At 71.6% G+C, this 24,535-nt stretch carries 21 protein-coding genes and 1 tRNA gene; 10 read left to right on the plus strand and 12 right to left on the minus strand.

The features are described 5' to 3' along the window. Positions 1–14: 14 nt before the first annotated feature. Positions 15–1,133 (plus strand): mechanosensitive ion channel family protein, encoded by a 1,119-nt coding sequence (locus ACNKF0_RS15995; RefSeq protein WP_416953689.1) that lies wholly within the window; start codon positions 15–17, stop codon positions 1,131–1,133. 32 nt (positions 1,134–1,165) lie between these two features. Beyond that, entirely contained in the window at positions 1,166–1,543 is a 378-nt protein-coding gene (locus ACNKF0_RS16000; protein WP_416953691.1) for a globin, read from the plus strand. Here ACNKF0_RS16000 and ACNKF0_RS16005 read toward each other — a convergent pair. Continuing rightward, positions 1,527–2,387 (minus strand): acyl-CoA thioesterase, encoded by an 861-nt coding sequence (locus tag ACNKF0_RS16005; protein WP_416953693.1) that lies wholly within the window; start codon positions 2,385–2,387, stop codon positions 1,527–1,529. The two genes, ACNKF0_RS16000 and ACNKF0_RS16005, sit on opposite strands and share 17 nt — an antisense overlap. A 42-nt stretch (positions 2,388–2,429) precedes the next feature. Next, positions 2,430–2,612, minus strand: a complete 183-nt coding sequence (locus ACNKF0_RS16010) for a hypothetical protein (RefSeq protein ID WP_416953695.1) — start codon at positions 2,610–2,612, stop codon at positions 2,430–2,432. Positions 2,613–2,758: 146 nt separating this feature from the next. Between ACNKF0_RS16010 and ACNKF0_RS16015 the strand changes: the two genes are divergently transcribed. The 3 genes from ACNKF0_RS16015 to ACNKF0_RS16025 all read left to right on the plus strand — a co-directional run bounded on the left by ACNKF0_RS16015 (position 2,759) and on the right by ACNKF0_RS16025 (position 5,161). Then, a complete protein-coding gene (locus ACNKF0_RS16015) occupies positions 2,759–3,355 on the plus strand; it encodes a TetR/AcrR family transcriptional regulator (protein ID WP_416953697.1) in 597 nt (198 codons plus the stop codon). Positions 3,356–3,416: 61 nt separating this feature from the next. Next, positions 3,417–4,631: an acetyl-CoA C-acetyltransferase gene (locus tag ACNKF0_RS16020; RefSeq protein ID WP_416953699.1), complete on the plus strand. Its 1,215-nt coding sequence runs from the start codon at positions 3,417–3,419 to the stop codon at positions 4,629–4,631. A 35-nt stretch (positions 4,632–4,666) separates the two neighbouring features. Then, on the plus strand, positions 4,667–5,161 hold the full coding sequence (locus ACNKF0_RS16025) for a MarR family winged helix-turn-helix transcriptional regulator (RefSeq protein WP_299924952.1): 495 nt from the start codon (positions 4,667–4,669) through the stop codon (positions 5,159–5,161). A 22-nt stretch (positions 5,162–5,183) separates the two neighbouring features. Here the strand turns inward: ACNKF0_RS16025 and ettA are convergent, their stop codons facing one another. The 6 genes from ettA to ACNKF0_RS16055 all read right to left on the minus strand — a co-directional run bounded on the left by ettA (position 5,184) and on the right by ACNKF0_RS16055 (position 17,103). Next, positions 5,184–6,866, minus strand: a complete 1,683-nt coding sequence (gene ettA, locus ACNKF0_RS16030; RefSeq protein ID WP_416953702.1) for an energy-dependent translational throttle protein EttA — start codon at positions 6,864–6,866, stop codon at positions 5,184–5,186. Between the two features lie 75 nt (positions 6,867–6,941). After that, the gene (locus ACNKF0_RS16035; protein ID WP_416953704.1) at positions 6,942–7,391 is read right to left on the minus strand and encodes a single-stranded DNA-binding protein; all 450 of its coding nucleotides are present in this window, start codon (positions 7,389–7,391) and stop codon (positions 6,942–6,944) included. A 160-nt stretch (positions 7,392–7,551) separates the two neighbouring features. Then, positions 7,552–9,207: a GTP-binding protein gene (locus tag ACNKF0_RS16040; protein ID WP_416953706.1), complete on the minus strand. Its 1,656-nt coding sequence runs from the start codon at positions 9,205–9,207 to the stop codon at positions 7,552–7,554. Positions 9,208–9,246: 39 nt separating this feature from the next. Next, positions 9,247–11,010, minus strand: coding sequence for a dynamin family protein (locus ACNKF0_RS16045; protein WP_416953708.1), 1,764 nt, complete (start codon positions 11,008–11,010; stop codon positions 9,247–9,249). Beyond that, a complete protein-coding gene (locus ACNKF0_RS16050) occupies positions 11,007–12,125 on the minus strand; it encodes a PrsW family intramembrane metalloprotease (RefSeq protein WP_416953710.1) in 1,119 nt (372 codons plus the stop codon). The genes ACNKF0_RS16045 and ACNKF0_RS16050 overlap by 4 nt, the downstream gene beginning before the upstream one ends. A 64-nt stretch (positions 12,126–12,189) precedes the next feature. After that, positions 12,190–17,103 carry a metallophosphoesterase gene (locus tag ACNKF0_RS16055; RefSeq protein WP_416953712.1) on the minus strand — a complete coding sequence of 1,638 codons (4,914 nt, stop codon included), beginning with the start codon at positions 17,101–17,103 and terminating at the stop codon, positions 12,190–12,192. 124 nt (positions 17,104–17,227) lie between these two features. Here ACNKF0_RS16055 and ACNKF0_RS16060 point away from each other — a divergent pair, with 124 nt between their 5' ends. Together ACNKF0_RS16060 and ACNKF0_RS16065 are read left to right on the plus strand one after the other, a co-directional pair. Further along, positions 17,228–18,637: an aminopeptidase P family protein gene (locus tag ACNKF0_RS16060; protein WP_416953714.1), complete on the plus strand. Its 1,410-nt coding sequence runs from the start codon at positions 17,228–17,230 to the stop codon at positions 18,635–18,637. After that, the gene (locus ACNKF0_RS16065) at positions 18,630–19,793 is read left to right on the plus strand and encodes a methyltransferase domain-containing protein (protein WP_416953716.1); all 1,164 of its coding nucleotides are present in this window, start codon (positions 18,630–18,632) and stop codon (positions 19,791–19,793) included. Before ACNKF0_RS16060 ends, ACNKF0_RS16065 begins: the two co-directional genes overlap by 8 nt. Positions 19,794–19,796: 3 nt before the next feature. On the opposite strand, the gene ACNKF0_RS16070 is transcribed toward ACNKF0_RS16065, so the two are convergent. Together ACNKF0_RS16070 and ACNKF0_RS16075 are read right to left on the minus strand one after the other, a co-directional pair. Beyond that, complete coding sequence (locus ACNKF0_RS16070) at positions 19,797–20,399, minus strand: hypothetical protein (protein ID WP_416953718.1); 603 nt, start codon at positions 20,397–20,399, stop codon at positions 19,797–19,799. A gap of 25 nt (positions 20,400–20,424) precedes the next feature. Further along, on the minus strand, positions 20,425–21,024 hold the full coding sequence (locus tag ACNKF0_RS16075) for a hypothetical protein (protein WP_416953720.1): 600 nt from the start codon (positions 21,022–21,024) through the stop codon (positions 20,425–20,427). Between the two features lie 262 nt (positions 21,025–21,286). Here ACNKF0_RS16075 and ACNKF0_RS16080 point away from each other — a divergent pair, with 262 nt between their 5' ends. Beyond that, positions 21,287–22,675 (plus strand): dicarboxylate/amino acid:cation symporter, encoded by a 1,389-nt coding sequence (locus ACNKF0_RS16080; RefSeq protein ID WP_416953722.1) that lies wholly within the window; start codon positions 21,287–21,289, stop codon positions 22,673–22,675. A 76-nt stretch (positions 22,676–22,751) separates the two neighbouring features. Here the strand turns inward: ACNKF0_RS16080 and ACNKF0_RS16085 are convergent. After that, positions 22,752–22,825 (minus strand) — tRNA-Arg (locus tag ACNKF0_RS16085). 64 nt (positions 22,826–22,889) lie between these two features. Between ACNKF0_RS16085 and ACNKF0_RS16090 the strand changes: the two genes are divergently transcribed. Further along, positions 22,890–23,327: a group I intron-associated PD-(D/E)XK endonuclease gene (locus ACNKF0_RS16090; RefSeq protein WP_416953723.1), complete on the plus strand. Its 438-nt coding sequence runs from the start codon at positions 22,890–22,892 to the stop codon at positions 23,325–23,327. A 203-nt stretch (positions 23,328–23,530) separates the two neighbouring features. On the opposite strand, the gene ACNKF0_RS16095 is transcribed toward ACNKF0_RS16090, so the two are convergent. Continuing rightward, complete coding sequence (locus ACNKF0_RS16095) at positions 23,531–24,148, minus strand: hypothetical protein (protein ID WP_416953725.1); 618 nt, start codon at positions 24,146–24,148, stop codon at positions 23,531–23,533. 225 nt (positions 24,149–24,373) lie between these two features. Between ACNKF0_RS16095 and ACNKF0_RS16100 the strand changes: the two genes are divergently transcribed. Next, a complete protein-coding gene (locus ACNKF0_RS16100) occupies positions 24,374–24,532 on the plus strand; it encodes a hypothetical protein (protein WP_416953727.1) in 159 nt (52 codons plus the stop codon). The last annotated feature ends 3 nt before the right edge of the window (positions 24,533–24,535 follow it).

Here is a 24,535-nt window from a genome sequence, read left to right on the forward strand (position 1 = left end):
CCATACTGGCGGGCATGCCTCACCCCCTCACCACCCCGATCATGGACGTGACCGAGGTCTCCGGGAGCGAGACCAACCCCTGCGACGAGGGCGAGAACCTCTGCGAGCTCACCTGGGACCAGACCGGCGACTCGACCCTCGCGACGGCGGTGGACTGGGTCGTCGGAAAGCCGTCGGCGCTGCTGGGACTGATCCTCATCGGGCTCATCGTCCGGTGGGTGCTCCACCGGCTCATCGACCGTGTCGTGAAGAAGGCCGAGCACGGGATGCTGCCCAACCGCGTCAGCCGCGCCATCTCCGGCGGTCGCATGGGGACGGCCCTCAACCTGCGCGAGGACCCCGGCTACACCCGACGTGTCCAGCGCGCCGCCACGATGGGCTCGCTGCTCAAGAGCATCGTCACGGGAGTCGTCCTCGTCGTCGTCACCTTGATGTTCATCTCCGAGCTCGGCTACGACATCGGGCCGCTGATCGCCAGCGCCGGCATCATCGGCGTGGCCATCGGCTTCGGCTCGCAGACGCTGGTCAAGGACTTCCTGTCCGGCATCTTCATGATCTTCGAGGACCAGTACGGCGTCGGGGACGAGGTCGACCTCGGCGAGGCCGTCGGCACCGTGGAGGCCGTCAGCCTGCGGGTCACGCGGCTGCGCGACGTCAACGGCACCGTCTGGTACGTCCGCAACGGCGAGATCCTGCGCGTGGGCAACATGAGCCAGAACTGGGCCCGCACCGTTCTCGACGTGAGCGTGGGGTACGGCGAGGACCTCGCACGCGTGCGGCGGGTCCTGGCCGACGTCGCCCACGACCTCTGGGAGGACGAGGACTTCAAGGGCCGCATCATCGAGGAGCCCTCGGTGTGGGGCGTGCAGGACCTCGGACCGGACGCCGTGGTCGTGCGGGTGGCGCTCAAGACGGCGCCCCTCGAGCAGTGGGCGGTCGCGCGTGAGATGCGCCAACGGATCAAGTACCGCTTCGACCACGAGGGGATCGAGATCCCCTTCGCCCAGCGCGTGCTGTGGATGCGCGACGGTGACCCGCGCGAGCCCCACGGCGACGCCGCGGACTCGCCCGCGACGGCACCTGCCGGCACGCCGCCGGCCGAAGGACCCGCCCGGGCCGAGGGACCCGCCTGAGCCCGCGGGCAGGGACCGGACACAATGGCCGGGTGACGACCACGTTCTACGACGAGATCGGCGGCGAGCCGACGATCCGCACGATCGTCCACCGCTTCTACGAGGGCGTGGCCGAGGACGAGCTGCTGCGCCCGATGTATCCCGAGGAGGACCTCGGCCCCGCGGAGGAGCGCTTCACGCTGTTCCTCATGCAGTACTGGGGCGGTCCGACGACGTACGGCGACACGCGGGGGCACCCCCGGTTGCGGATGCGCCACGCCCCGTTCCGCGTGACGCCCGAGGCAGCGCAGCGATGGCTGGTCCACTTCCGGGCCGGGCTCGACGAGGCCGACCTCAGCGAGGAGCAGGACGCCAGGTTCTGGGACTACGTGACGCACGCAGCCCAGTTCATGGTCAACTCGATGGAGTGACCGCGGCGACCATCCCGCGGAACTCTTCGGGCACCGGCGCCGGCCTCCCGGTCGCACTGTCGATGCACACGCCGACGACCTTCGCCCGGGCGAGCACGTCGTCGGAGTCACGTACGACGGACTCGAAGACGACCGACGTGCTGCCGATGTGCGAGACCCAGGTGGAGCAGTCGTAGGGCTCGGCGCGGAAGAGGATCGGGCGCCGGTAGTCGACGTCGGTCTGTGCGACGACGAGGTGGAAGCCCTGGCCCAGCTCGCGGCCGCTGGCCACCATGAGCTGGATGCGCGCCTCCTGGAAGTACTCGAAGTACTTCACGTTGTTGACGTGACCGTAGACGTCGACGTCGCTGAAGCGGACGTGCACCGGGTAGTGCCCGCCCGGCACGTCGACGACCTCCGGCGCGGCCGGGGGCCGCACCGGCTCGTCCGGCTCCAGCAGCCGACCGAGCGACTCGCGCTCCTCCGGGTGGAGGCGCCGCGGTCGCTCGGTGGCGAAGACGTAGGGGGTGAGCACGGTCCGCGCTCGCAGGAACACGGTGCGCTCCCCCGTCTCGTCCTCCTCGAAGACCTCGTAGGCCATCGTGAAGCTCGCGGCGCGGATCTCGGTGACCCAGCACTCGATCGAGACCGGCTCGAAGCCGAAGGTCAGCGAGGCCACGTAGGTCACCTCGTGCCGGACCACCACGACACCCTCGGCCAGGTCTTCCGCACGGCTGTCGGGAGCGTGGGTGCGGAACATGTCCACCCGCGCCTCCTGGAGGTAGTCGACGTAGGTGACGTTGTTGACGTGGCCGAGCAGGTCGAGGTCGGCCCACCTCAGCGGGCAGCGGTAGAGATGGCGCACCCGACGATCGTCGCAGATGACCAGTCGGCCCGCCGGTGAGGCTCAGTGGGCGAAGTGCAGGCGCCCGTAGTAGGTCGGGACGGACTCACGGCGGGCGATGCGGTCACCGCGGGTCTCGCGGAGCGCGGCCGGGACCGCGACCAGGACCAGGGTGACGGCGGCGAGGGCGGCGATGCCGACGAGGGTCATGAGGGCGATGACGATGGTGGGGTCGAGGATCTGCATGGTGGGTTCCTTTCTACGAGTGTAGAAGTTCTACGTATGTAGAAGAGTACGCCACGCGCTGCGGGGCACAAGTCGGGCCGGTAGTGTCCTGCGTCACCGCGGTCCCGCCACCACGAACCACCCGGACGGCGTACGAGGAGGAGAGCGTGAGCCACGCGCGTGAGGGGCTGTCACCGCGCCGCCGACAGATCCTGGCGGCGGCGACGACCGTGCTGGCGCAGCAGGGCAACCGTGGGCTCACCCACCGCGCGGTCGACCGTGAGGCGGGGCTGCCCGAGGGGAGCTCGTCGGCCTACTTCCGCACCCGCGACGCCCTGCTCCGCGCCCTGGGGGACCTCGTCGCGGACCGGCTGGCCGCCGACGTGGCCGCCCTGGGCGCCCGGCTCGCGTCGTGCCCCGGCGACCACGAGCGCGCCGTCGCGGAGGTCTCCCGGCTGTTCTCCCGGTGGCTCGGCGAGCCCGACCTGCTGGCCGCCCGGCTCGAGCTGACCGTCGCCGCGACCCGCGACCCGGCGCTCGCGGAGCGTTTCACGCAGTGGCGCGACGACCTCGTCGAGATGGTGCGCGGGGTGATGGAGGCGGCCGACGAGGACGGCGGCGCGTCGGCCGAGACCCTCGTCGCGGCGCTGGACGGCGTGCTGCTCGCGTCGCTCCTGCTCCCCCGGCGACGTCGTCGTACGTTCGTCAGCGACAGTGTCGAGCAGCTCCTGTCGGGGCTCGGACCCAACCCGGCGCAGACCTGAGCCCACGTCCCGCACTAGGGTGCGGAGAGACCGTGCAACCGCCGAGTAACCGGAGTTCTCCATGCCCGAGGCAGTGATCGTTTCCGCAGCGCGCACCCCCATCGGCCGCGCCAACAAGGGCTCGCTCAAGGACTTCCGTCCCGACGACCTCACCGTCCTCGCCGTGCAGGCCGCGCTGGACAAGGTCCCCGACCTCGACCCCCACGCCATCGAGGACCTGCTGCTCGGCTGCGGCCTGCCGGGCGGGGAGTCCGGCAACAACATGGCCCGCGTGGTGACCACCCTCCTCGGCCTCGAGGTCCCCGGCGCCACCGTCACCCGCTACTGCTCCTCGTCGGTGCAGACCACGCGGATGGCCTTCCACGCCATCAAGGCGGGCGAGGGTGACATCTTCGTCTCCGCCGGTGTCGAGACGGTCTCGCGCTTCGCCAAGGGGACGTCCGACCACCTCCCCGACACCCGCAACCCGCTCTTCACCGACGCCGGGGCCCGCACCGCCGAGCTCGCCGAGGGCGGCCAGGACTGGCACGACCCCCGCGAGGACGGCCAGCTGCCCGACATCTACATCGCGATGGGCCAGACCGCGGAGAACGTCGCGCGGATGCGTGGACTCGACCGCAAGGAGCTCGACGAGTTCGCCGTCCGCTCGCAGAACCTCGCCGAGAAGGCCATCGCCGACGGCTTCTGGGCACGCGAGATCACCCCCGTCACCACCCCCGACGGCACGGTCGTCACCCAGGACGACGGCCCGCGCGCCGGAGTGACGTACGAGGCCATCGCCGGCCTCGACCCGGTCTTCCGCCCCGACGGCGTCGTCACGGCCGGCAACTGCTGCGCCCTCAACGACGGCGCCGCAGCGGTCGTCGTCATGTCCGACACCAAGGCCGCCGAGCTCGGCCTCACCCCGCTGGCGCGCATCGTGTCCACCGGCGTGTCCGGCCTCTCCCCCGAGATCATGGGCCTCGGTCCGGTCGAGGCCACCCGGAACGCCCTGAAGTACGCCGGCATGGGCATCGACGACATCGACCTGGTCGAGATCAACGAGGCCTTCGCCGCCCAGGTCGTGCCGTCCTACCAGGACCTCGGCATCGACCTCGACCGGCTCAACGTCAACGGCGGCGCCATCGCCGTGGGCCACCCGTTCGGCATGACCGGCGCCCGCCTGCAGAACACCATGCTCAACAGCCTCGACTGGCACGACAAGACGACCGGCCTCATCACCATGTGCGTCGGCGGCGGCCAGGGCATGGCGATGATCCTCGAGCGGCTCTCCTGAGCCGTTCTGCGGCCTTCCCGCACTAGGCTTGCCCCATGACCGCGACAGGGGAGCCGCGCTGGCTCGGTGATGACGAGCAGCACTCCTGGCGTGCCCTGATGATGGGGATCACGCTGCTGCTCGAGCGACTCGACGACGACCTGCGCCGCGAGTTCAGCATGTCACTGGGCGAGTACGAGATCCTGGTCCGCCTGTCCGAGCGACCGGGCCGGGCGATGCGGATGGCGCAGCTCGCCGACGCGATGGCGCACTCGCGCAGCCGGGTCACCCACACGGTCGCTCGGATGGAGGCCGTCGGCTACGTCACCCGCGGCACCACCCCCGAGGACGGCCGCGGCGTCGTCGCGACGATGACGGAGAAGGGCTACGACCTGCTCGTGCGCGCGGCGCCGTGCCACGTCGAGAGCGTACGACGCAACATCGTCGACCTCGTGCCGGCCGAGGACTTCGCCGCCGTGGGACGGGTCTTCGACCGGGTGTCCGACCACCTGGTCACCCGGCACCCGGAGTCGGAGATCCGACAGTCCTGACCCGGGGCGCCGGGTGCTCGTCTCAGTCGCGGGTGAGGCGCCGGTGGGTGACCCGGTGCGGGCGGGCGGCCTCGATGCCGAGCCGCTCGATCTTGTTCTCCTCGTAGGCGGCGTAGTTGCCCTCGAACCAGAACCACTGGGCCGGGTCCTCGTCGTCGCCCTCCCAGGCGAGGATGTGGGTGGCCACGCGGTCGAGGAACCACCGGTCGTGCGAGGTGACCACGGCACAGCCCGGGAAGTCGAGCAGCGCGTCCTCGAGCGAGGACAGCGTCTCGACGTCGAGGTCGTTGGTGGGCTCGTCGAGCAGCAGCATGTTGCCGCCCATCTTCAGCGTCAGCGCGAGGTTGAGCCGGTTGCGCTCACCGCCCGAGAGGACGCCGGCCTTCTTCTGCTGGTCGGGGCCCTTGAAGCCGAACGACGCGACGTAGGCGCGGCTGTTCATCTCGAAGTTCGCGACCTTGATGAAGTCCAGCCCGTCGGAGACGACCTCCCAGACGTTCTTGTTGGGGTCGATGCCACCGCGGCTCTGGTCGACGTAGGAGATCTTGACCGTCTGGCCGACCTTGAGGTCACCCTCGTCGGGCTCCTCCTGGCCGGTGATCATCCGGAACAGCGTGGTCTTGCCGACGCCGTTGGGGCCGATGACGCCGACGATGCCGGCCCGCGGCAGCTTGAAGGACACGTCGTGCATCAGGGTGCGGCCCTCGAAGCCCTTGCCGAGCTTCTCGGCCTCCAGGACGACGTCGCCGAGTCGCGGACCGGCCGGGATGTTGATCTCGGAGGTGTCGATCTTGCGCATCCGGTCGGCCTCGGCGGCCATCTCCTCGTAGCGAGCGAGACGGGACTTGCTCTTGGTCTGGCGGGCCTTCGCGTTGGAGCGGACCCACTCGAGCTCGCGCTCGAGGACCTTGGCGCGCTTGGCGTCCTTCTGGCCCTCGATCTTGAGGCGCTCCTTCTTGGTCTCGAGGTACGTCGTGTAGTTGCCCTCGTAGGGGTGCGCCTTGCCGCGGTCGAGCTCGAGGATCCACTGCGCCACGTTGTCGAGGAAGTAGCGGTCGTGGGTGACGGCCAGGACGGCGCCGGGGTAGGAGGCGAGGTGCCCCTCGAGCCACTGGACCGACTCGGCGTCGAGGTGGTTGGTGGGCTCGTCGAGGAGCAGCAGGTCGGGCTGCTGGAGGAGCAGCTTGCACAGCGCGACGCGGCGGCGCTCACCACCGGAGAGGTTGTCGACCAGCACGTCCGGCGGCGGGCAGCGCAGCGCGTCCATGGCCTGGTCGAGGCGGCTGTCGAGGTCCCACGCGTTGGCGTTGTCGAGCTCGGTCTGGAGGTTGCCGGTCTCCTCCATGAGGGCGTCCTGGTCGGCGTCGGGCTCGCCCATCTCCATGTAGGCGTCCTCGAGGCGCTTCATCTTCGCCTTCAGCTCGCCGACGGCCTCCTCGACGTTCTCCAGGACGGTCTTGCCCTCGCTCAGCGGGGGCTCCTGCTGGAGCATCCCCACCGTGGCGTCGGGGTCGAGGATCGCGTCGCCGTTGTTGGCGTGGTCGAGCTGCGCCATGATCTTGAGCAACGACGACTTGCCCGTGCCGTTGGGTCCGACGACGCCGATCTTGGCGCCGTGGAGGAACGAGAGGGTGACGTTGTCGAGGACGACCTTGTCACCGTGGGCCTTGCGCACGTTGCGCAGTGTGAAGACGTACTCAGCCATGCAGGCGAGCCTACGGGGAAGCGCCCCCGCGCCGACAATCGCACCCGTCGCCCGGGACCGCCTCCGACCGCCGCCTCACGCCGCCCGCGCCGGCTGCTCGACCTCCCCCGCCTCGGTGACCGCGGGGGTCACGACCGGGGCCGCCTCGGGCGTTGCCACGGAGTCGGTCGCCGGGACCGGAGGCGTGAGCACCGTCGTGCCGAAGGAGAGGTCGTGGCCCACGGCCGAGGCGACGACCTCGAAGGAGGTCTGCGGCTTGCCGTCCCGCTCCCACAGGTCGGCCACGAGCCGGCCGTGCACGACGACCGGGTCGCCGTTCGCGAGCGAGGCTGCGACGTGGCGGCCCAGCCGGTTCCAGGCCTTGACGGTGTGCCACGAGGTGGTGCCCTTGACCCACTCGCCGTCGCGGTAGCGGGTCGGGGTGCACGCCAGCCGGAACGTGGCGACCGCGCGCCCGCCGGTGATCTCGCGCAGGGTGACGTCGCCGCCGATCCGGCCGGTCAGCGTGATCTGGGTGTCGTTCATGGTGTCTGCCTCCGAGTGCCGGCGGCGGTGGGTCCGCCGCGATCACCCAAGGCTCGACGCCCCGACCGACGTCGGGGGCCGGGCCGGCCGCGAGCTGTGGACAACCCCGCGCCACGCGTGGCTGTGGATGCGAGGTGGCCAGCGACGGTCGAGCGGAGGTTCAGCGGAGCGCGGCGGCCAGTCCCTCGCGCACGGCGGCGTAGGAGGCGAGCTCGGCCTCGATCGGGGCGACGACCATCTCCGCGGAGACCTCGGAGATCGCGTCGCGCAGGCGCTTGTCGGCCGCCCGCGCCCGCGACCTGGCGGTCAGCGCGACGAGCCAGCGGCAGACGAGGGCGAGGAGCAGGCCGAGGCCGATCCCCCCGAGCAGCAGGAGGGTCGGCAGCGGGAAGGCCCCCACCTCCGGGGTGGGCGGCTCGGGCAGCCGGGCGTAGGACCCGAGGGCCAGCAGCGCGAGCCAGCCGGCGCCGACGATCGCGGCGACGATGAGGACGTACTGCAGGACGCGCACGAGCCCGGCCCACCAGGGGATCCTGGTGGCCCCGAGGTCGGTCGCGGCGACGGCGCGGTCGAGACGGTCGTTGAGGTCGGGCAGCCGCGACACCGACGCCGCGCGCACCGAGCCGGCCCAGGACGGCGCCATGCCCTCCCCCACCTGGTCGGCGAGCGCGCGCACCTCGGTGTCGACGCGCGCACGCTGGACGCCGGTCGCCTGCGGCACGGAGGTGCGCGCGGCGCCGGTGAGCTCCTTGCCGGCCGAGCCGAGGTCGAGGTGGAGGCGCTTGAGCGGGTCGGGCTTGAGCCGGGAGAACCACGAGGTGACGGGCCAGCCGGTCGCGCGGTTGGCGCGCATCCGGGTGGAGTCGGCGACCGCCTTCACCACGGTGGGCACGCCGGCCGCGTCGGCGAACGCGTCGTCGAGCGCGGCGACGCGCTCCTTGGACAGGGTCGGCACCTTGCCGGTGCCGGTGGCGGCCTCCAGGCGCTGGGCAGCGGTGCGCACGTCGGCCTCCAGACGGGACCGCGTGACCTTCTTCTCCGCGACGCGCTTGGCGATCATGCCGCGCAGCTCCTGGATGCCCCAGCCGTGGCGGGCACTGACCGGCAGCACCGGGACCCCGGCGAGGCCGTCGGCCTCGAGGAGGCGTCGTACGTCGTCGACCATGCCCGCGCGGCGGTCCTCCGGCACGGTGTCGATGTGGTTGAGCACGACCAGCATCACGTCCTGGTGGCCCGCGAGGGGCTTGAGGAAGCGGTCGTGGATCGCGGCGTCGGCGTACTTCTGCGGGTCGAGGACCCACACCATCATGTCGGCGAGCTGCACGAGCCGCTCGACCTCGAGGTGGTGGGACACCTCGGTGGAGTCGTGGTCGGGCAGGTCGAGGAGCACGACGCCGCGCATCTCGACGTCCTCGTCGGCCTTGGACAGCATCGAGTCGCGGGTGACCTGGTGGCGGGCGGGGATGCCCAGCCACTCGAGCAGCTCCTCGGCGCCCTGCTTGCCCCACACGACCGCGGTGGCCCACGACGTCGTGGGACGGCGTACGCCGACCGCGGCGAGCTCGAGGCCGCTCAACGCGTTGAACGTGGAGGACTTGCCGGAGCCGGTGGCGCCGCCCAGCGCGACCACCGTGTGCTCAGCGGACAGCTTGAGTCGGCTCGCCGCGCGCGCGGCGACTGCGCCGGCGTCGTCGACCACGGCGTCGTCGACGCGACCGCGCGCCGCCTCGGCGGCGCGCTCGAGTCCGTCGACGCGCGCGCCGATGTCAGAGCTCCTGGTGACCAGCTTCTTGGCCCCTTCGAGCAACGACGTCATGACTTCCTCACCGTCCGAGTGGTGCTGTGCACCCCAACCCTAGGGGGCGTCATCCACAGAGTCCGGGTCGGCTGCCGGCTCGGGTGTGCGGCGCGTCGCGGCGAAGCGGAGGTCGTCGACCTTGCGTGCTGCCGCGCGCATCCGCTCGGGCGTCTCGGGCGACACCTCCATGGTGTCGAGCAGGTCGGTGTAGCGGCGGCGCTCGGCGTCGAGGAGGTCGCGCATCGACGACTCGAGCCGCTGCCGGGCGCGCTCGGCCAACGAACGGACGGCCTGGTCGCCGAAGACCGCCTCCAGCAGCTTCTGGCCCAGGATCGCGGAGCCGCCGGCGATGCCCGCCTCGGCTCCGGTGACGCCCGCGGTATGGGCGAAGACGACGACCATGAGCGCCACGGACAGGCCGTTGACGCCGAAGGCGAGGAAGCGGGCCGTCGAGCGCTTCTCGGCGCCCTCGGTGCGGACCATGTCGAGCACGTCGGACTGCCAGTCGCGGACCGCGCGCTCGGCACGGCGGCGGAAGTCGCGTGAGGCGCGACCGAGGTCCTCACCGGCGTCGCGCAGCAGGATCTGCCCGGCTGCGGTGCTGCGCCAGGACGCCTCGGCGCGCTCGGCCGCGGCCTCGGCGTGCTCGAGGATGAGGGTCTCGAGGCCGGACTCGACGGCCACGGTGACGCGTTCGGCCTGCTGGGGCTTGCCCTTGACGGCGTTGACGACCCGGTCGCGGATCCAGCCGACGCGGGTCTCCAGCGAGCGCAGCAGCTCGCCGGTGCCGACGAACTCCTGCCAGCGGGCCAGCACCTCGCCGCGCAGCAGGGTGCCGTCGGCCGACGCCTCGCCGACCGCCGTCACGGCCCGGTCGTAGGCCTCGTTGGCGTCCTCGCGCAGGCGGCGTACGGCGTCGACCTGCTCGGTGGCGGCGTCCGCCACCGAGTGCGTACGACGCGCCAGCGTGCGGATCGCGCCGTCCAGCGTCTGCTGCACCACCGACTGCCGGGCCTCCTGGTCCTCGGCCAGGGCGCGCAGCCACTGCCGGATCTCGGCGACCGACGACGAGGGCAGCAGCCCCATGTCGCTGACCTCGCCCTCCTCGACCACGAAGAGCGGGGAGTCCTTGAGGCCGCGGCTGGCGAGCATCCGGGCCAGGTGGGTGGTGATGGTGTCGACCGCCTCGGGCGGCGTGCGGTCGAGCACGATCGCGACCGCGGCCGAGCGGTCGGCGGCCTTGCGCAGGAAGTCCCACGGCACCTGGTCGGCGTAGCGGGCAGCCGAGGTGACGAAGAGCCACAGGTCTGCGGCGGCGAGCAGCTGGGCCGCCAGCACGCGGTTCTGCTCCTCGACCGAGTCGATGTCGGGGGCGTCGAGGACCGCGAGCCCGGGCGCCATCACCGGTGACGGGACGAGCTGCAGCGCGGCGGGGTCGTTGGTCTGGCGGTCGACCCGCTCGAGCTCGGGCAGCAGGCGGTCCTGGCCGAACCACCGGGCGTCGTCGGGGTGGTGCACCAGCACCGGCGAGCGCGTCGTGGGTCGCAGGACACCGGGAGCGGTGACACGGGTGCCGACGACGGAGTTGACCAGCGTCGACTTGCCGGCGCCGGTGGACCCGCCGACGACCGCGAGCAACGGCGCGTCGAGGGTCATCAGGCGCGGGATGACGTAGTCCTCGAGCTGGTCGACCATCTCGGTGCGAGCGGCACGCTGCTCCTCCGCGCCGGGGAGCTCGAGCGGCAGTCGCGCCTCCTGCAGGGCGCCGCGCAGCCGCACCAGGGCGGTCACCATGGCGGTCGTGCTGTCGGGGCCTGTCATCGCGTGGGGACCACCTGTCCGGGGAAGGAGATGTAGGGGCGGATCCGGCGCAGCTCCTCGACGTGCTCCTGGCCACGTACGGAGAAGTCGGTCGGCGCCGTGCCGCGCAGGTAGCGGTGGTGGAGGTAGCCGAGCTCGATGGCGGCGGCCTGGTACTCCCGCATCGCGCGCTCGGCCATCGGTCCGCCCTGGTGGCGGGCCCACCGACGCGCGTGCCGCCGGGCGCGCAGGTCGACCAGCCACGGGATGTCGGTGGCGGGCAGCAGACCGCGGTCCGCGGCGTCCTGCAGGGCCCGGGCGAGCAGCGGACGCTCGGAGCGACGCCGGTAGACGGCGAACGCGACCACGCCGAGGAACCCGGGGAACATCAACGTGCCGTAGACGACGAAGAAGTCGGTGGTGCCGGAGACGGTGGAGTAGTTCCACACGCCGTGCAGGAGGGCAGCCAGCGCGAGGCCGACCACGGGCGCGAGAAGTCGCACCCCCGTCCGCCGCGAGACGATCGCGAGACCCACGCCGATGCCGATGAACGCGGTGAAGAAGGGGTGGGCGAACGGGCTGATGAGGCAGCGGACGACGAACGTGGCCGTCAGGGCGGTCGTGCCGCCGGGGCCGAGCCCGTCCGTGCCGTCGTAGGCGGCAGCGAGGTAGAGGATGTTCTCGGTGTAGGCGAACCCGATGCCGACCATGCCGGCGTAGACGATGCCGTCGAGCACGCCGTCGAGCTCGTGCCGGCGCCACCACAGGAGCAGGAACAGGAACGCACCCTTGGTCACCTCCTCGGTGACGGGTGCGACGACGCCGAGCACGTCGCGCTCGGTGGCGCCGCCGGCCAGGCCCAGGCCCTGGAAGACGATGGCCGCGCCCGTGGCCGCGAACGCGCCCCAGAGCAGGCCGGCGACGAGGAGGTTGCGCGGCTCGGGCTCGTAGCGGTCGAGCCACATGAAGCAGCCGACCAGCGGACCGACCGGGACCGCCGCGAGGAGAGCCGCCAGCGCGAGGGATCCGGGCGCCCCCGACAGTGCGACGACCACGGCCATGACGACCCCGCCGAGGAGCACCAGTGCCGCCACCACAACGGTGAAGGCGACACTGTCGCGGCGGCCTCGTTGCATGGGTCCGACCCTAACGGAGCAGGTGCGGCGGCCGGTCCGCCGCCGCACCCCTTCGGGCGTCCCGTCAGCGGGGCCTGACGGCCCGGGTGGGCCGACTGGTCCGACGCGAGGTCTCGTAGCCGCGCTTGCGCGCGACGACCCGCACCGAGATCCGCTCGCCGCGATGGGTCGGCCGCAGCGCGAGCCGCTTCCCGGTCCCCACCTTCTTGCCGTCCGCCAGCCAGACGAAGCGGAGCTTCGTGCCGGCGGTCCAGTCACCCGGCCGCACCCGCAGGACCTCTCCCACCGACGGCCGGCCGAGGACCCGCGGACGCGGACCCGCCAGCCGCCCGCGGCGTACGTCGGCGTCGTCCTCGACGGCAGCGGTCGTCGGGGTGAGGCCCTCGGCGGCTCCCGTGACGTCGACGCTGATGCGAGCCCCGCGGTGCCGCGCACGCAGCTCCAGCACGTTCCCGGCCTCGCCCCCGAGCCGCCGTCCGTCGGCGTACCAGGCGTAGGTGAGCGTGGCGCCCGGACTCCAGGTGCCGGGGTCCACGCGCAGCTCGCGGCCCACGCGGGGCTTGCCCCGCAGCGTCGGCGTGCCGGCGACGACCGAGCCCGGAACGGGCGTCGGCGTCGTGGTCGGGTCCGGAGCCGGCGTGGTGGGGTCCGGAGTCGACGGGTCGGTCGGCGGGACGGTGGTCTCACCGGCCGCCGTGAAGGTGTGCACGACGGAGTGGTCGACGGCCCCGTAGGGGTCGGCGGTGCGCACGTACCACCCGTGCTCCCCCGGCTCCACGTTCCAGGTGGCGGTGAGCGGGGTGCCGCTCGCGACATCGTCGAACGCGGCGATCCGCTCGGTGGTGAGGATGTCGACGCTCAGCTCGTCGGTCGACAGCGTCTTGGTCCGCGGCGTCAGCCCCGAGGCGGCGTAGGGGATCTCGAACTCCTGGTGGACCGGCTCGAGCGACGGGTCCTCGGAGTCGAAGTCGTCCAGCGACGGCGAGTAGGTCCGAACGACGATGCGGCCGCCCTGGTTGTCGAAGTGCAGCAGGCGGAGGTAGCCCAGGCCACCCTCGGGCAGGCCCTGGTAGTCGAACAGCATCGAGTAGACGGTGCGGTCCGCGACGCCGTCGCCGTCGTCGTCCATCTCGTCGAGACGCGTGTAGGCGTCGTGGTAGTGACCGGAGCCGACGGCGATGACGTTGGCGTTGGGCGTCACGACCTCGTCCATGATCCGCTGCGGGATCGGGCCGAGCCCGCCCGTGGTGAGCATGAACTCGTGCAGGTTGAGGATCACCTTGCGCTCGGGGTGCTCGGCGATCACCCGGTTCATCCAGCGGATCTGTGCGTCGCCGGCGCCCCAGCCCATGGTGACGACCATCAGGTCGACGCCGTCGGCGCTGACGAGGTTGTAGCTGCCGCGGTTGTTCTCGTGCGACCCGCCGTACCAGGGCTTGTCGGCGTAGCGGGCCTCGCCGAACCACTGGCCGTAGGCGCCGTAGTCGTTGCGGTGGTGGCCGACGTCGTGGTTGCCGGCGAGCACGCTGTAGGGGATGCCCGCCTCGTCGAGGTCGCGGTAGGCGACGTCGGCACGCTCCCACTGGGCCGGCTGGTCCCAGTCGTTGACGATGTCACCGGTGTGCATCAGGTACTGCAGGTCGAGGTTCTTGCGCTGCCCGACGAGGAAGTCGTGGATGGCGCGCTGGTGCCGGTAGAAGTCGGGGTTCTGGTTGTAGTACTGCGTGTCGGACTCCCACGCGACCGTGAAGTCGTACTGGTCGCGCGGTGTCACGCCCTTCGCGGAGTACGGCGGCACCTGGTCGCCGCGCGTGCTCTGGCCGGGCGTGGTGAAGCCCTCGGAGTGCTGCACCAGGACGGTGATCCTCCCGTCCGCGACGTGGTCCTTCGCCGGCACGAGCGCGTCGAGCTCGAACTCCGTCGGGGCCCCACCGGTGCTCAGGTGCTCGTCGACCTCGTCCCACTCCCCCGCCGCCACGTCGAGGACGTGGAGGCCGATGCGGGCCTCGGCGTTGGCCGAGCCGGACCAGTGGACCCGGGCGGTGAAGTCGTCGCCCGCCCCCTCGGGCACCTCGACGGTGTAGAGCTGGTAGGGGAACAGGTCGTCGGACTCCGTGGTGGCGACCAGGCCGTCGGTGGTGGTGATCGCCGCGAGGTCGTCCTCGCCGAGCAGGACCGCGCCGTCGCGCGTGACGCGCCCGGCGTCGTACGCCGTCCCCGCGCTGGCGGTGACGGCCTCGTCGTCGGCGGCCAGGTGGAAGCCACGACGCATCTCCACGTCGAGCACGTCGCCCTCCGGGTCGCTGGGCGTCGCCTCCAGGGTGACGTCTCCCGCCTCCACCTCGGCGCCGTCCTCCGGCGCCTGGAGCGACGCCGACGGCTGCTCCTCGGGCGTGGTGAAGGCGATCGTGCGGGTGCGGGTGTTGCCGAGGGTGTCGACGGCGGTGAGCACCAGCTCGTGCCCGCCTGCCTCGAGCTCGACCGAGGAGGTCGGGTGCGGCAGCGTGATCTCCTCCCCGTCGAGGGTCGCCGTCAGCGACTCCACGCCGGAGCCGGCGTCGGTGGCCTGGGCGTCGACGTCGAACGACCCGCGCATGGTGGCGCCGTCCTCGACGGTGGCGCTGATCTGGGGTGCGGAGTTGTCGACGACCAGCGTCCGGGTGGCCGACTGGCCACCGGCCGCAGCGGTGACCGTGTGCTGCCCGTCCGCGACGGCCGTGGTGTCCCACTGGTGCAGCACCGAGTCGAACGCGTCGTCGGGGACGTCGAAGGTGGCGAGGAAGTAGACGAGGTTGGCGTCGGAGAAGCCGATCCGGGCGTCGGGCGCGGGGCAGCTGCGCTCCGTGGGCTCCTGGCCCTCGCCGGCCCCGGCGCACGACACGGGCCGCAGCACCCTCCCGTCGGGGAGCGCGAGGCGCGGGTCGACGGCGACCCAGTCGTCGTTGTTCTCGTTCGCGTCGGGCTGGGGCCAGGCCTTGGTGCCGGCGTAGATGCCGATCGTGACCTGCTCGCCCCTGACCACCTGCTCGAGGGGGACGTCGGCCGCGACTGTCTCCGTGCGCTCGTAGAACCCCTCGTCGAAGACCGTCAGCACCTCGTCGCCGATCTTCACGCCGTTGCGGAAGAAGGCGTCGGTGTTGGTGGCCTCGAAGGCGAAGCGCGGCGACGCCTCCAGGGACGGTACGACGTCGTCGACCTGCTGGCCGTCGATGGCGAGCGAGAGCCCGGACGGGTCGCCGTCGGTGGTGGCGGTGACCGGCGCGTCGCCGGAGACGAAGTCGCCGTCGGCGTGGTTGAGCCGCACGGGCGGCCGCGGCCCCTCGCCCAGGTCGATCCGGACCGGGCCGAGCGTGGTGGTGTGGGTGCCGTCGGACACCTCGAGGGTGTAGTCGACCCACTGCTTCCCGTAGAGGTCGACGGAGGGGATCGTGTAGACGAACCGGTCGGGCGACTCGAAGCGCAGCGACCGGGTGATCGGGTCGCCCACGTCGGTGGCCAGGGTGAGCTCGGCCGTGCGGACCTGGTGGTCGTCGCGGACGTCGAAGCCCAGGGTGAGGTCCTCGGTCTCGGGCAGCAGGGGGCCGCCGGTGAGGTCGTCGATCCTGGGGGCCGTGTCGTTGGCCGGCGTGGCGACGAGGCCGTCGGGGACCTGGTCGGCGTGGGTGTAGCCCGGTGTCGGGGCATCGAGCAGCGTCATCGTCTGGACGGTTCCGTCCTTGGGCTGCGGCACCCACAGGTGGTCGGGCGAGTCGGCCGGGTTCCAGGCGTACTGGATCGCAGTGGTGGCCGTGGTCTGGGCGTCGGTGAAGTAGTAGGAGGTGCTGGTGTCGATGCCGGTGTTGGTCATCACCTGGATCCCACGCAGGCCGCCGTTGGACATGCCCGCCGTGCGCAGCTCGACGAGGTCCTCACCGGCCGTCAGGCTCTCTCCGAACGCCGCGTTGAAGTCGTCGGCGGTCATCGCCTCGTTCGCGGCGTTCTTCACCCACAGCACGAGCGTCTGGCCGGGGTCGATGACCGCGTCGCGCGGCACGGCCGGCCACAGCGCCTGGTTGGTGGTGACCGCGTTGGCGTCGATGTAGAGGTAGTTGAGGGTGAAGTCGCGGAAGTCCACCGGGGCGTCGGAGGCGTTGTAGACCTCGACGAACTCGTAGGCGTCGGCGCCGCCGACGTTGGCGGTGTCGGGGGCGACCTCGGTGACCTGCAGGATCGGTGCATCCAGGTCGGGGTCCGTCGGAGGCGCCGGCGGCTGCGTCGGCACACCGGGCTCCTCGGCCGGGGGCTCCTCCGGGTCCCCGTCCTGACCGGTGGCGAGCTGTTCGTCGCGCACCGCGCCGGGGTTGGGGGCCTGCTGGGTGGCGAGCACGCGGTGGACCGCGGTGCCGTCGGACGGGACGGCGTACTCCACCGTCTTGTCGACGCCCTTGTCGCCGGAGGTCCAGCTGACCTGCGCCACGTCGGTGGTGGCGCCGGCGTCGGTGCGGCGGATCCACATCGTGGTGCCGCCGTTGTTCAGACCGTTCTGGCCGGAGAGGACGGCGAGGTCGTAGGAGCCCGTCCATCCGAGGCCGGTGTAGAAGTCGCGGAAGTCCTGCTCGGACAGGGCCGCGTCGCCCGTGAAGCCACTGTGCCGCGGCCACATCACGAGCGTGCCGTTGGCGGGCACCGTGGCGGCGGGGTCGTGGGTGAGGGTCTTCTGGGTGGTGCCGCTCAGGTAGACGACGGAGTAGCCGGCGTCGGCGAGGTTGATCGGGGCGTCGGTGGTGTTGCGCACCTCGACGAACTCGAAGGCGTCGACCGACGAGCCGTCGGCGGTGGGCCGGTTGCTCGAGTCGACGTTGATCTCGGTGACCACGAGCGCCGGCGGGCCGGCCGCCGCCCGGGCCGGCAGCGTCGCCACGGCGAGTGTCCCCGCGGTGAGGGCCACCGAGGCGGCCAGGGTGGTGAGGGAGCGCAGGACGTGTCTCGCAGACGGCATGGCTGCACCCCACAGGCGGCGCGTGAACCGCTCACGACCGCTCGGTGAACGTGGTCGCTCGCCCGGACGTCAGGTCTGCCTTGGCGCATGCCCGACCGGCACGCCAGCGTCGTACAGTGACCGCGTGAGCGAGCCGACTGCCGAGATCCCCGCCGAGACCGTCCAGAGCGTCGACGAGACCGCCGACCAGCCGAAGACCGAGTCGCACGACCCCGCCGTGCCGGCCGCCTACGCCGCCTTCATGCGCGAGGGCTGGGGCGACCGCACGCTCGACGTGCAGCGGCACCCGGTCGCCGACCGGGCCGCCGAGCGTCGCGCGAAGCTCGTCGCTGCGTTCCCCGACGACCGCCTCGTGCTGCCCGCCGGGACCTTCAAGGTGCGCGCCAACGACACCGACTACCGCTTCCGGCCCGACACCGCCCACACCTACTTCTCCGGCAACCAGACCTCCGACGCCGTGCTGGTGATCGAGGACGGCGAGTCGGTGCTCTACGCACGGCCCCGCTCCGAGCGCGACACCGACGAGTTCTTCCGGGACCGGCAGTACGGCGAGCTGTGGGCCGGTCGTCGCCCGTCGGCGCAGGAGATCTCCGACTCCCTCGGCATCGAGGTGCGCCACGTCCAGGACCTGCCGTCCTTCGACGACGACCGCAAGACCCGTGACCTGACGCGCGACGAGGACCTCGCCCGCGTCGCCGACGAGCTGCGGCTGGTCAAGGACGAGTGGGAGATCGGCGAGCTCCAGGAGGCCTGCGACATCACCACGCTCGGCTTCGAGGACTCCGTGCGCGAGTGGGACCGCGTGCGCGAGTTCGGCGAGCGCTGGATCGAGGGCACCTTCTTCCGCCGCGCCCGCGCAATGGGCAACGACATCGGCTACGACTCGATCTGCGCCGGCGGCTCGCACGCCACGACGCTGCACTGGATCGACAACACCGGCGCGATCGAGCCGGGCAAGCTGGTGCTGCTCGACATGGGTGTGGAGGGGCACAACCTCTACACCGCCGACGTGACGCGCACACTCCCGGTCGACGGACGCTTCACGTCGCTGCAGCGCGAGCTCTACGACCTCGTCTTCGCGGCGCAGCAGGCCGGCATCGACGCCGTACGCCCCGGAGTGCCGTTCCTCGCCGCCCACAACGCCGCGATGAAGGTGCTCGCCCACGGCCTCGAGGACATGCAGCTGCTGCCGGTCTCCGCGGAGGAGGCCCTCGACCCGGAGTCCAAGGTCTACGCCCGCTGGACCCTGCACGGCACGTCGCACATGCTCGGGATGGACGTCCACGACTGCGGTCGCTCGTCGGCCGACATCTATCCCAAGGGCGACCTCGCCGAGGGCATGGTGCTCACCGTCGAGCCGGGTCTCTACTTCCAGGAGGACGACCTGCTCGTCCCCGAGGAGCTCCGCGGCATCGGCATCCGCATCGAGGACGACATCCTCGTCACCGCCGACGGCAACCGGAACCTCTCGGCCTCGCTCCCCCGCACGTCCGCCGGCGTCGAGGAGTGGATGGGCTCCCGCATCGGTGGTTGACGCGGCGCCCGCGTCCAGCCTCGCGGTCGTCGACGGGCTCCCACGCTGTCACCACTTCGACGCGTACCGGTGCCGATCGTGCACGCTGCTCGGCACCACCCGCGACGACCAGCTCTCCGACAAGGAGGCGCACGCCCGCGGGCTCGTGTCCGCTCCGGTGTGGCTGCCGACCGTGGCGGGCCCCGACGTGGGGTTCCGCAACAAGGCCAAAATGGCGGTCGGGGGGACCGTCGACGCGATGACGCTGGGCATCCTCGACCGTGACCTGGTCGGGGTCGACCTGCGCGACTGCGGCCTGCACTCCGACGGCCTCCGGGCGGCCCTCGACCGCGTCGGCTCGTGGGTGAGCGACGCCGGTCTGACGCCGTACGACGTCGGGGCGCGGCGCGGCGAGCTCAAGCACGTGCTGCTCACCGAGTCGCCCGACGGTGAGCTCATGCTCCGGCTCGTGATGCGCTCGACGGCGCTGGAGGCGCGCGTCCGGTCCCGCCTGCCTGCGCTCCTCGAGGCCGTGCCGGCACTGCGGGTGGTGACGATCAACCTCCAGCCCGAGCACAAGGCCGTGCTGGAGGGTGAGCGGGAGATCGTCCTGACGGCGGAGTCGACGCTGCCGATGCGGCTCGCGACCGGGGTCACGCTGAGGCTCGGCCCGCGGTCGTTCTTCCAGACCAACACACGTGTCGCCGAGGCGTTGTACGACCAGGCGCGCTCGTGGGTCGCGGCGCTCCCCGAGGTGCATACGGCCTGGGACCTCTACTGCGGCGTGGGTGGCTTCGCGCTCCACCTCGCCGGACCGGGCCGTGACGTCCTGGGTGTGGAGGTGTCGGCCGACGCCGTCGACGCGGCTAGCTCAACGGCAGCCGAGCTCGGCGTGGCGGCGCAGTTCGTCGCGGCGGACGCGACGGCGTACGCCCTCGGCTCGGACGCGGTGCCGGACCTCGTCGTGGTCAACCCGCCCCGGCGCGGCATCGGCTCCGACCTGGCGGCCTGGCTCGAGACGTCAGGCGTGCGTCACGTCGTCTACTCGTCGTGCAACGCCGAGTCGCTCGCGCGCGACCTGGCACTGATGCCGTCGCTGCGGCCGGTCGAGGCGAGGGTGCTCGACATGTTCCCGCACACCACCCACTACGAGGTCATGGTGCTGCTCGCGCGCTGAGGGTCAGCCGCGGCGGATCCGCGGTCCCGTGCTCGCCCTCATCACGCGGAACGAGTCGCTGTGCCCGTCGTCCACGGTGGACGCGAGCACGGCCGGATCGGTCGTGGCGAGCGGCGCGAAGGCCTTGATGCCCAGGCGGACCCAGCGGGGCGACGAGAGGCACGCGGTGGGAACGGACACGGCAACCACGTCCGCACCGGCGTCGTACCTGGCGCGCAGGGCGCGACAGTCGAGGTGCTGTCCCCTTTGCGTGAGCGTCGCGCGCGCCCGTCGCCCCTCCTCCTTCTCGATCCCGAGGCGGTAGCCGCCCGACGGGGTCCGGACAGCGACCTGCATCGAGTGGTCCCGCACGCCCGCGAGGTCGGCGAAGTGGACCGTGAACCTCAGTCGCCTCTCCCCGTGCGCGGCGACGGTGCGAACGATGTCCGCCGGTGACGGGTCCGGCACCGGGGGCAGCTCGGCGTCCTCGTCCGCGAGCCAGCCGAGGACGCCTGCGTCCCCAGCGGGGTCGTGCGTCACCACCTTCTCGGCGTGGGCGGCGGCCGGTGCGAGGAGCGCGGCCGGGGCGATGAGCGCGACGAGGCGCAGGCCGAGACGTGACGGCACGGGACGAACCCTGGCTCCGGGGTCCTCAGCCACGACGCACCTTGGGCCCCGTGGCGATGGTGTCGCGGATCGCCCCGTCGCGGTGCGCATCGTCGGCGTAGGCAGCGTCCAGCTCGGGGTTGGCCTGCTGTCCTGACACGGAGACGGCGCCCACGCCGATCTGCACCCAGCGCGGAGCGTCGAGGCAGGACGTGGGAAGCGACGCCGTCACCGTGTCGGCGCGCAGGTCCACCTTGGCCCCCAGACCCTCGCAGTCCACGGTCCGCGGCCCACGATCGATGCTGGTGATCGGCTTGCCGCCCAGTCGCTCGACGAGGAGCTCGTAGTTCCCCTGGGGGGTGCGGACGCGGATCACGATGAACTGGAAGGGGTCGCGCTCGAGTGCCCGGAACGCCACGCCCACCCGCAGCCGCTTGGCGCCGTGTGCCACCGCTGTCCGGATCACGTCGGTCGCTTCGTGGTCGGGCGCAGGGACGGCCTCGCCGAGGTCCACCGCCTCGTCGACGAGGGTCACGGCGTCACCGACGGCGTCCTCGGTGACGACCTTCTCCGCGCGGGCAGCCGCAGGGGTGAGGAGAGCAACGGGGACGAGGACGGCAACGAGCCGTGTGGCGACACGAGACATGCGCGAACCCTAGGTTGCCCGTCGCCCGGGATGTGACACGAAGCACGGAATCGAAAGTATGAGCCTGCAGTTGGGCTGGACGTGCCTGCCTCGACGACCGTCCCCACGACCGTGGGTGACCTGCTGACCCAGCGGCGTGCCGTCGACCTCGCCCGCACCGAGAGCGCGCTGTGTCGCCTCGGACGCACCATCGACTGATCCTCGACCACCTGCGTCCCCGCCCGGTTGCGACTGCGCGGTCCCGAAAGGTTACCTCTTCAGTATGACTACATCTGTTACGGCGGAGAAGAAGCCCACCCGCTTCCGGCTCCCCTCCTTCGGCGTCCAGGTCCTCATCGGCCTGGTCCTCGGCGTCGTCCTCGGACTCGTCGCCCGCAGCATGGGTGCGGACGGCGTGGACGCCACCACCGGCGAGGTGGACCCCAACTGGCTCACCGAGACGCTCAGCACCATCGGCGGCACCTTCGTGACGCTGCTGCGCGCCGTCGTGCCCCCGCTCGTCTTCCTCGCGATCGTGGCCTCGATCGCCAACCTCCGTGACGTCACCGGCGCCGCCCGGCTCGCATGGCGGACGCTGACGTGGTTCGCGATCACCGCGCTCATCGCGGTCGTCATCGGCATCGTGCTCGGCCTCGTGCTGCAGCCTGGTGACCACACGAGCGTCACCTCCGACGCGGCGTCGGCGCCCTCGACGACCGGCTCCTGGCTCGACTTCCTGACCGGCCTGGTCCCCGCCAACGTGCTCGGGCTCGAGGGCTCGGCCTCCGACGACGGCTCGGTCGGCCTGTCCTTCAACGTGCTGCAGATCCTCGTCGTCTCCATCGCCGTCGGCATCGCGACCCTCAAGGTCGGCGAGGCCGCCGAGCCGTTCCTCGCCTTCGTCCGCTCCGCGCTCGCCGTCGTGCAGAAGGTCCTCTGGTGGATCATCCTGCTCGCCCCGGTCGCGACCGTCGGCCTGCTCGGCAACGCCGTGGCCAGCTACGGCTGGGACGCGCTGGGGTCCCTCGGCATGTTCACCGTCGCGGTCTACGCCGGCCTCGCCCTCGTGGTCGCGGGCGTCTACCCGACGCTGCTCCGCCTCCACGGGCTGTCGGTGCGCCAGTTCTTCTCCGGTGCGTGGCCGGCCATCTCGCTGGCGTTCGTGTCGCGATCCTCGGTCGGCACCATGCCCGTCACCGAGTCCGTCACGGTGAAGAACCTCGGCGTCCCGCGGTCCTACGCGTCGTTCGCCGTCCCCCTCGGCGCCACCACCAAGATGGACGGCTGCGCCTCGATCTACCCCGCGATCTCGGCGATCTTCGTCGCTCAGTTCTTCGGCCTCGACCTCTCGGTCACCGACTACCTGCTGATCGCGTTCGTCTCGGTGATCGGCTCGGCCGCCACGGCGGGCGTGACCGGTGCGACCGTCATGCTCACGCTCACGCTCTCCACGCTCGGCCTGCCGCTCGAGGGCGTGGGCCTGCTCCTCGCCATCGACCCGATCCTGGACATGGGCCGCACCGCGGTCAACGTCACCGGGCAGGCGCTCGTACCGACGATCGTCGCCAAGCGAGAAGGCATCCTCGACCGGGCGACGTACGACGCCCCGCGCGGGCGCGAGGCCTGGCGCGAGGACGTCGACGCCCGGGAGCCGGCGACCGCCGCAGCCTGACGACTCAGGCCCTGTGGCAGGCGTCGGGCCTACGATCCGTAGGCCCGACGCTCCGACGGTCCGAGTCGTCGCCGCGCGCCCCCGGCAGGATTCGAACCTGCGGCCCAGTCATTAGAAGTGACTCGCTCTATCCAGCTGAGCTACGGGGGCTCTGCCATCCACAAGTCAATCATGGCCAGGCACCTGGGCGTCGCGATCCTCCTACAGTTGGGCGATGGCGGTGCACCACACCAAGGACAAGGGCGATCTCGGCACCGCGAAGGCGCATGCCGACCTCGTCGCCCGCGGATTCATGGTCCTGTTCCCTGCGACCGAGCACGCCGAGTTCGACCTGGTCGCCTATCGACCCAGCACCTTCGTGCGCGTGCAGGTGAAGTACCGCTCGGCGTGGTCCGGCGCCATCACCGTGCGATTCCGCTCGGTCTGGGCGGACCGGCACGGGACGCACGTGAAACCGTCCGACAAGTCCCAGGTGGACGTCGTGTGCATCTACTGCCCTGAGACCGACTGCTGCTACTACGTGCGGCCCGAGGAGCACGGCGAGTCGGTCACCCTCCGGGTGTCGCCCACCCGCAACGGACAGGTGCACGGCGTGCTCTCGGCCGACGACTTCCGCGCCGTCCGGGTCTCCCCCGCCAGAGGACCGGCGTGACGCCTGCCGACACGCCCGCCGACCTCCCGGATGACGCGACCGCGCGCGGTCAGGATGTGGCCAGGCCCCGCCACGTATGAGGTAGCGGGGCCGAATGCTTGCCCGACGCGTCCGGGTCCGCAGACGTACGACGGCCCGGAGCAGGAGGTCTCTCGACCTCCGGCTCCGGGCCGTCAGCGTGCGTCAGGCAGACGGGCGAACCGTCAGACGCCCAGGTTGAGCGCACCCAGGATCTGGTTCAGCAGGGTCTGCAGCTGGCCCAGGAGCCCGGCGAGCGGGCCACCGTCGAGCAGACCGACGACCGCGCACAGCAGGTTGCCGAGCAGGTTGCCGGCACCGGCGACCGCGGTGATGTCGAGCACGACGCGCTGTAGGTCGATCTGCAGGCCGAGGACGTTGAGGTCCAGCGGGCCGAGCACCAGGTTGAGGATGTCGCAGGCACCCGCATTGGCGGCGACCCGGCCGTCGGTGACCGAGCTGCCGTTGATCTTCTTGATCGGGATGGTCTGGATGCCCGAGAACTTCGTGTTGGGTCCGGCGTCCTTGATGACGCCCTTCATGAAGCCCTTCATGTAGAGCACGCCGTCACGCTCGACGACCTTGATCGGCGTGAACGAACCACCGACCTTGTCGCCGTTCGACGTCTTGCCGACGACCTTGCTCGTGATCTTGCCGGCGTCGGACTTGCCGACCACCGACTTGCTCGAGGTCGGCGCGGCGGACGAGCTTGCCACGGTGAGCGTGGTGAGGCCGACGGTCATGGCCAGGGCGACCACCGCCCCTGCGGCGAGCCGCCGGGCTACGTGCGTGAACTGGTTCATGTTCCCCTCCGAGTGGTGTTGCCTCCCGCGAAGCAGCATCTGCCGCTCCCTCCGCTGGACGCTAAGCACGGACGCTCGCGGCGGTCATACCCCAACAGGTAGGACACCGGGTCGAACTCCCGTTCACACCCGTTTTCACCGCCCTGCGGGTGAGGGCCGGCTCATGCGGCGCGGGAGCGCGGGTACGGGGCCGTCGTCGCATCCCCCCACCAGATCGGAGTCCCGATGTACCAGGACCTGGGCCTGAGCCTCCTGACCGTGCTCGGCGTGCTCGCCGGCATCGGCGTGCTGCTGTACGTCCTCGCGGTGCTCGACCCGACCAGCGTCCGCACAGCCAAGCAGCTGCCGACGCACCGCGCGCCCCGCGGCGGCGCCGACACCTGACCG

The organism is Nocardioides sp. T5 (genome assembly GCF_048161455.1).
Taxonomy (GTDB): Bacteria; Actinomycetota; Actinomycetes; order Propionibacteriales; family Nocardioidaceae; genus Nocardioides.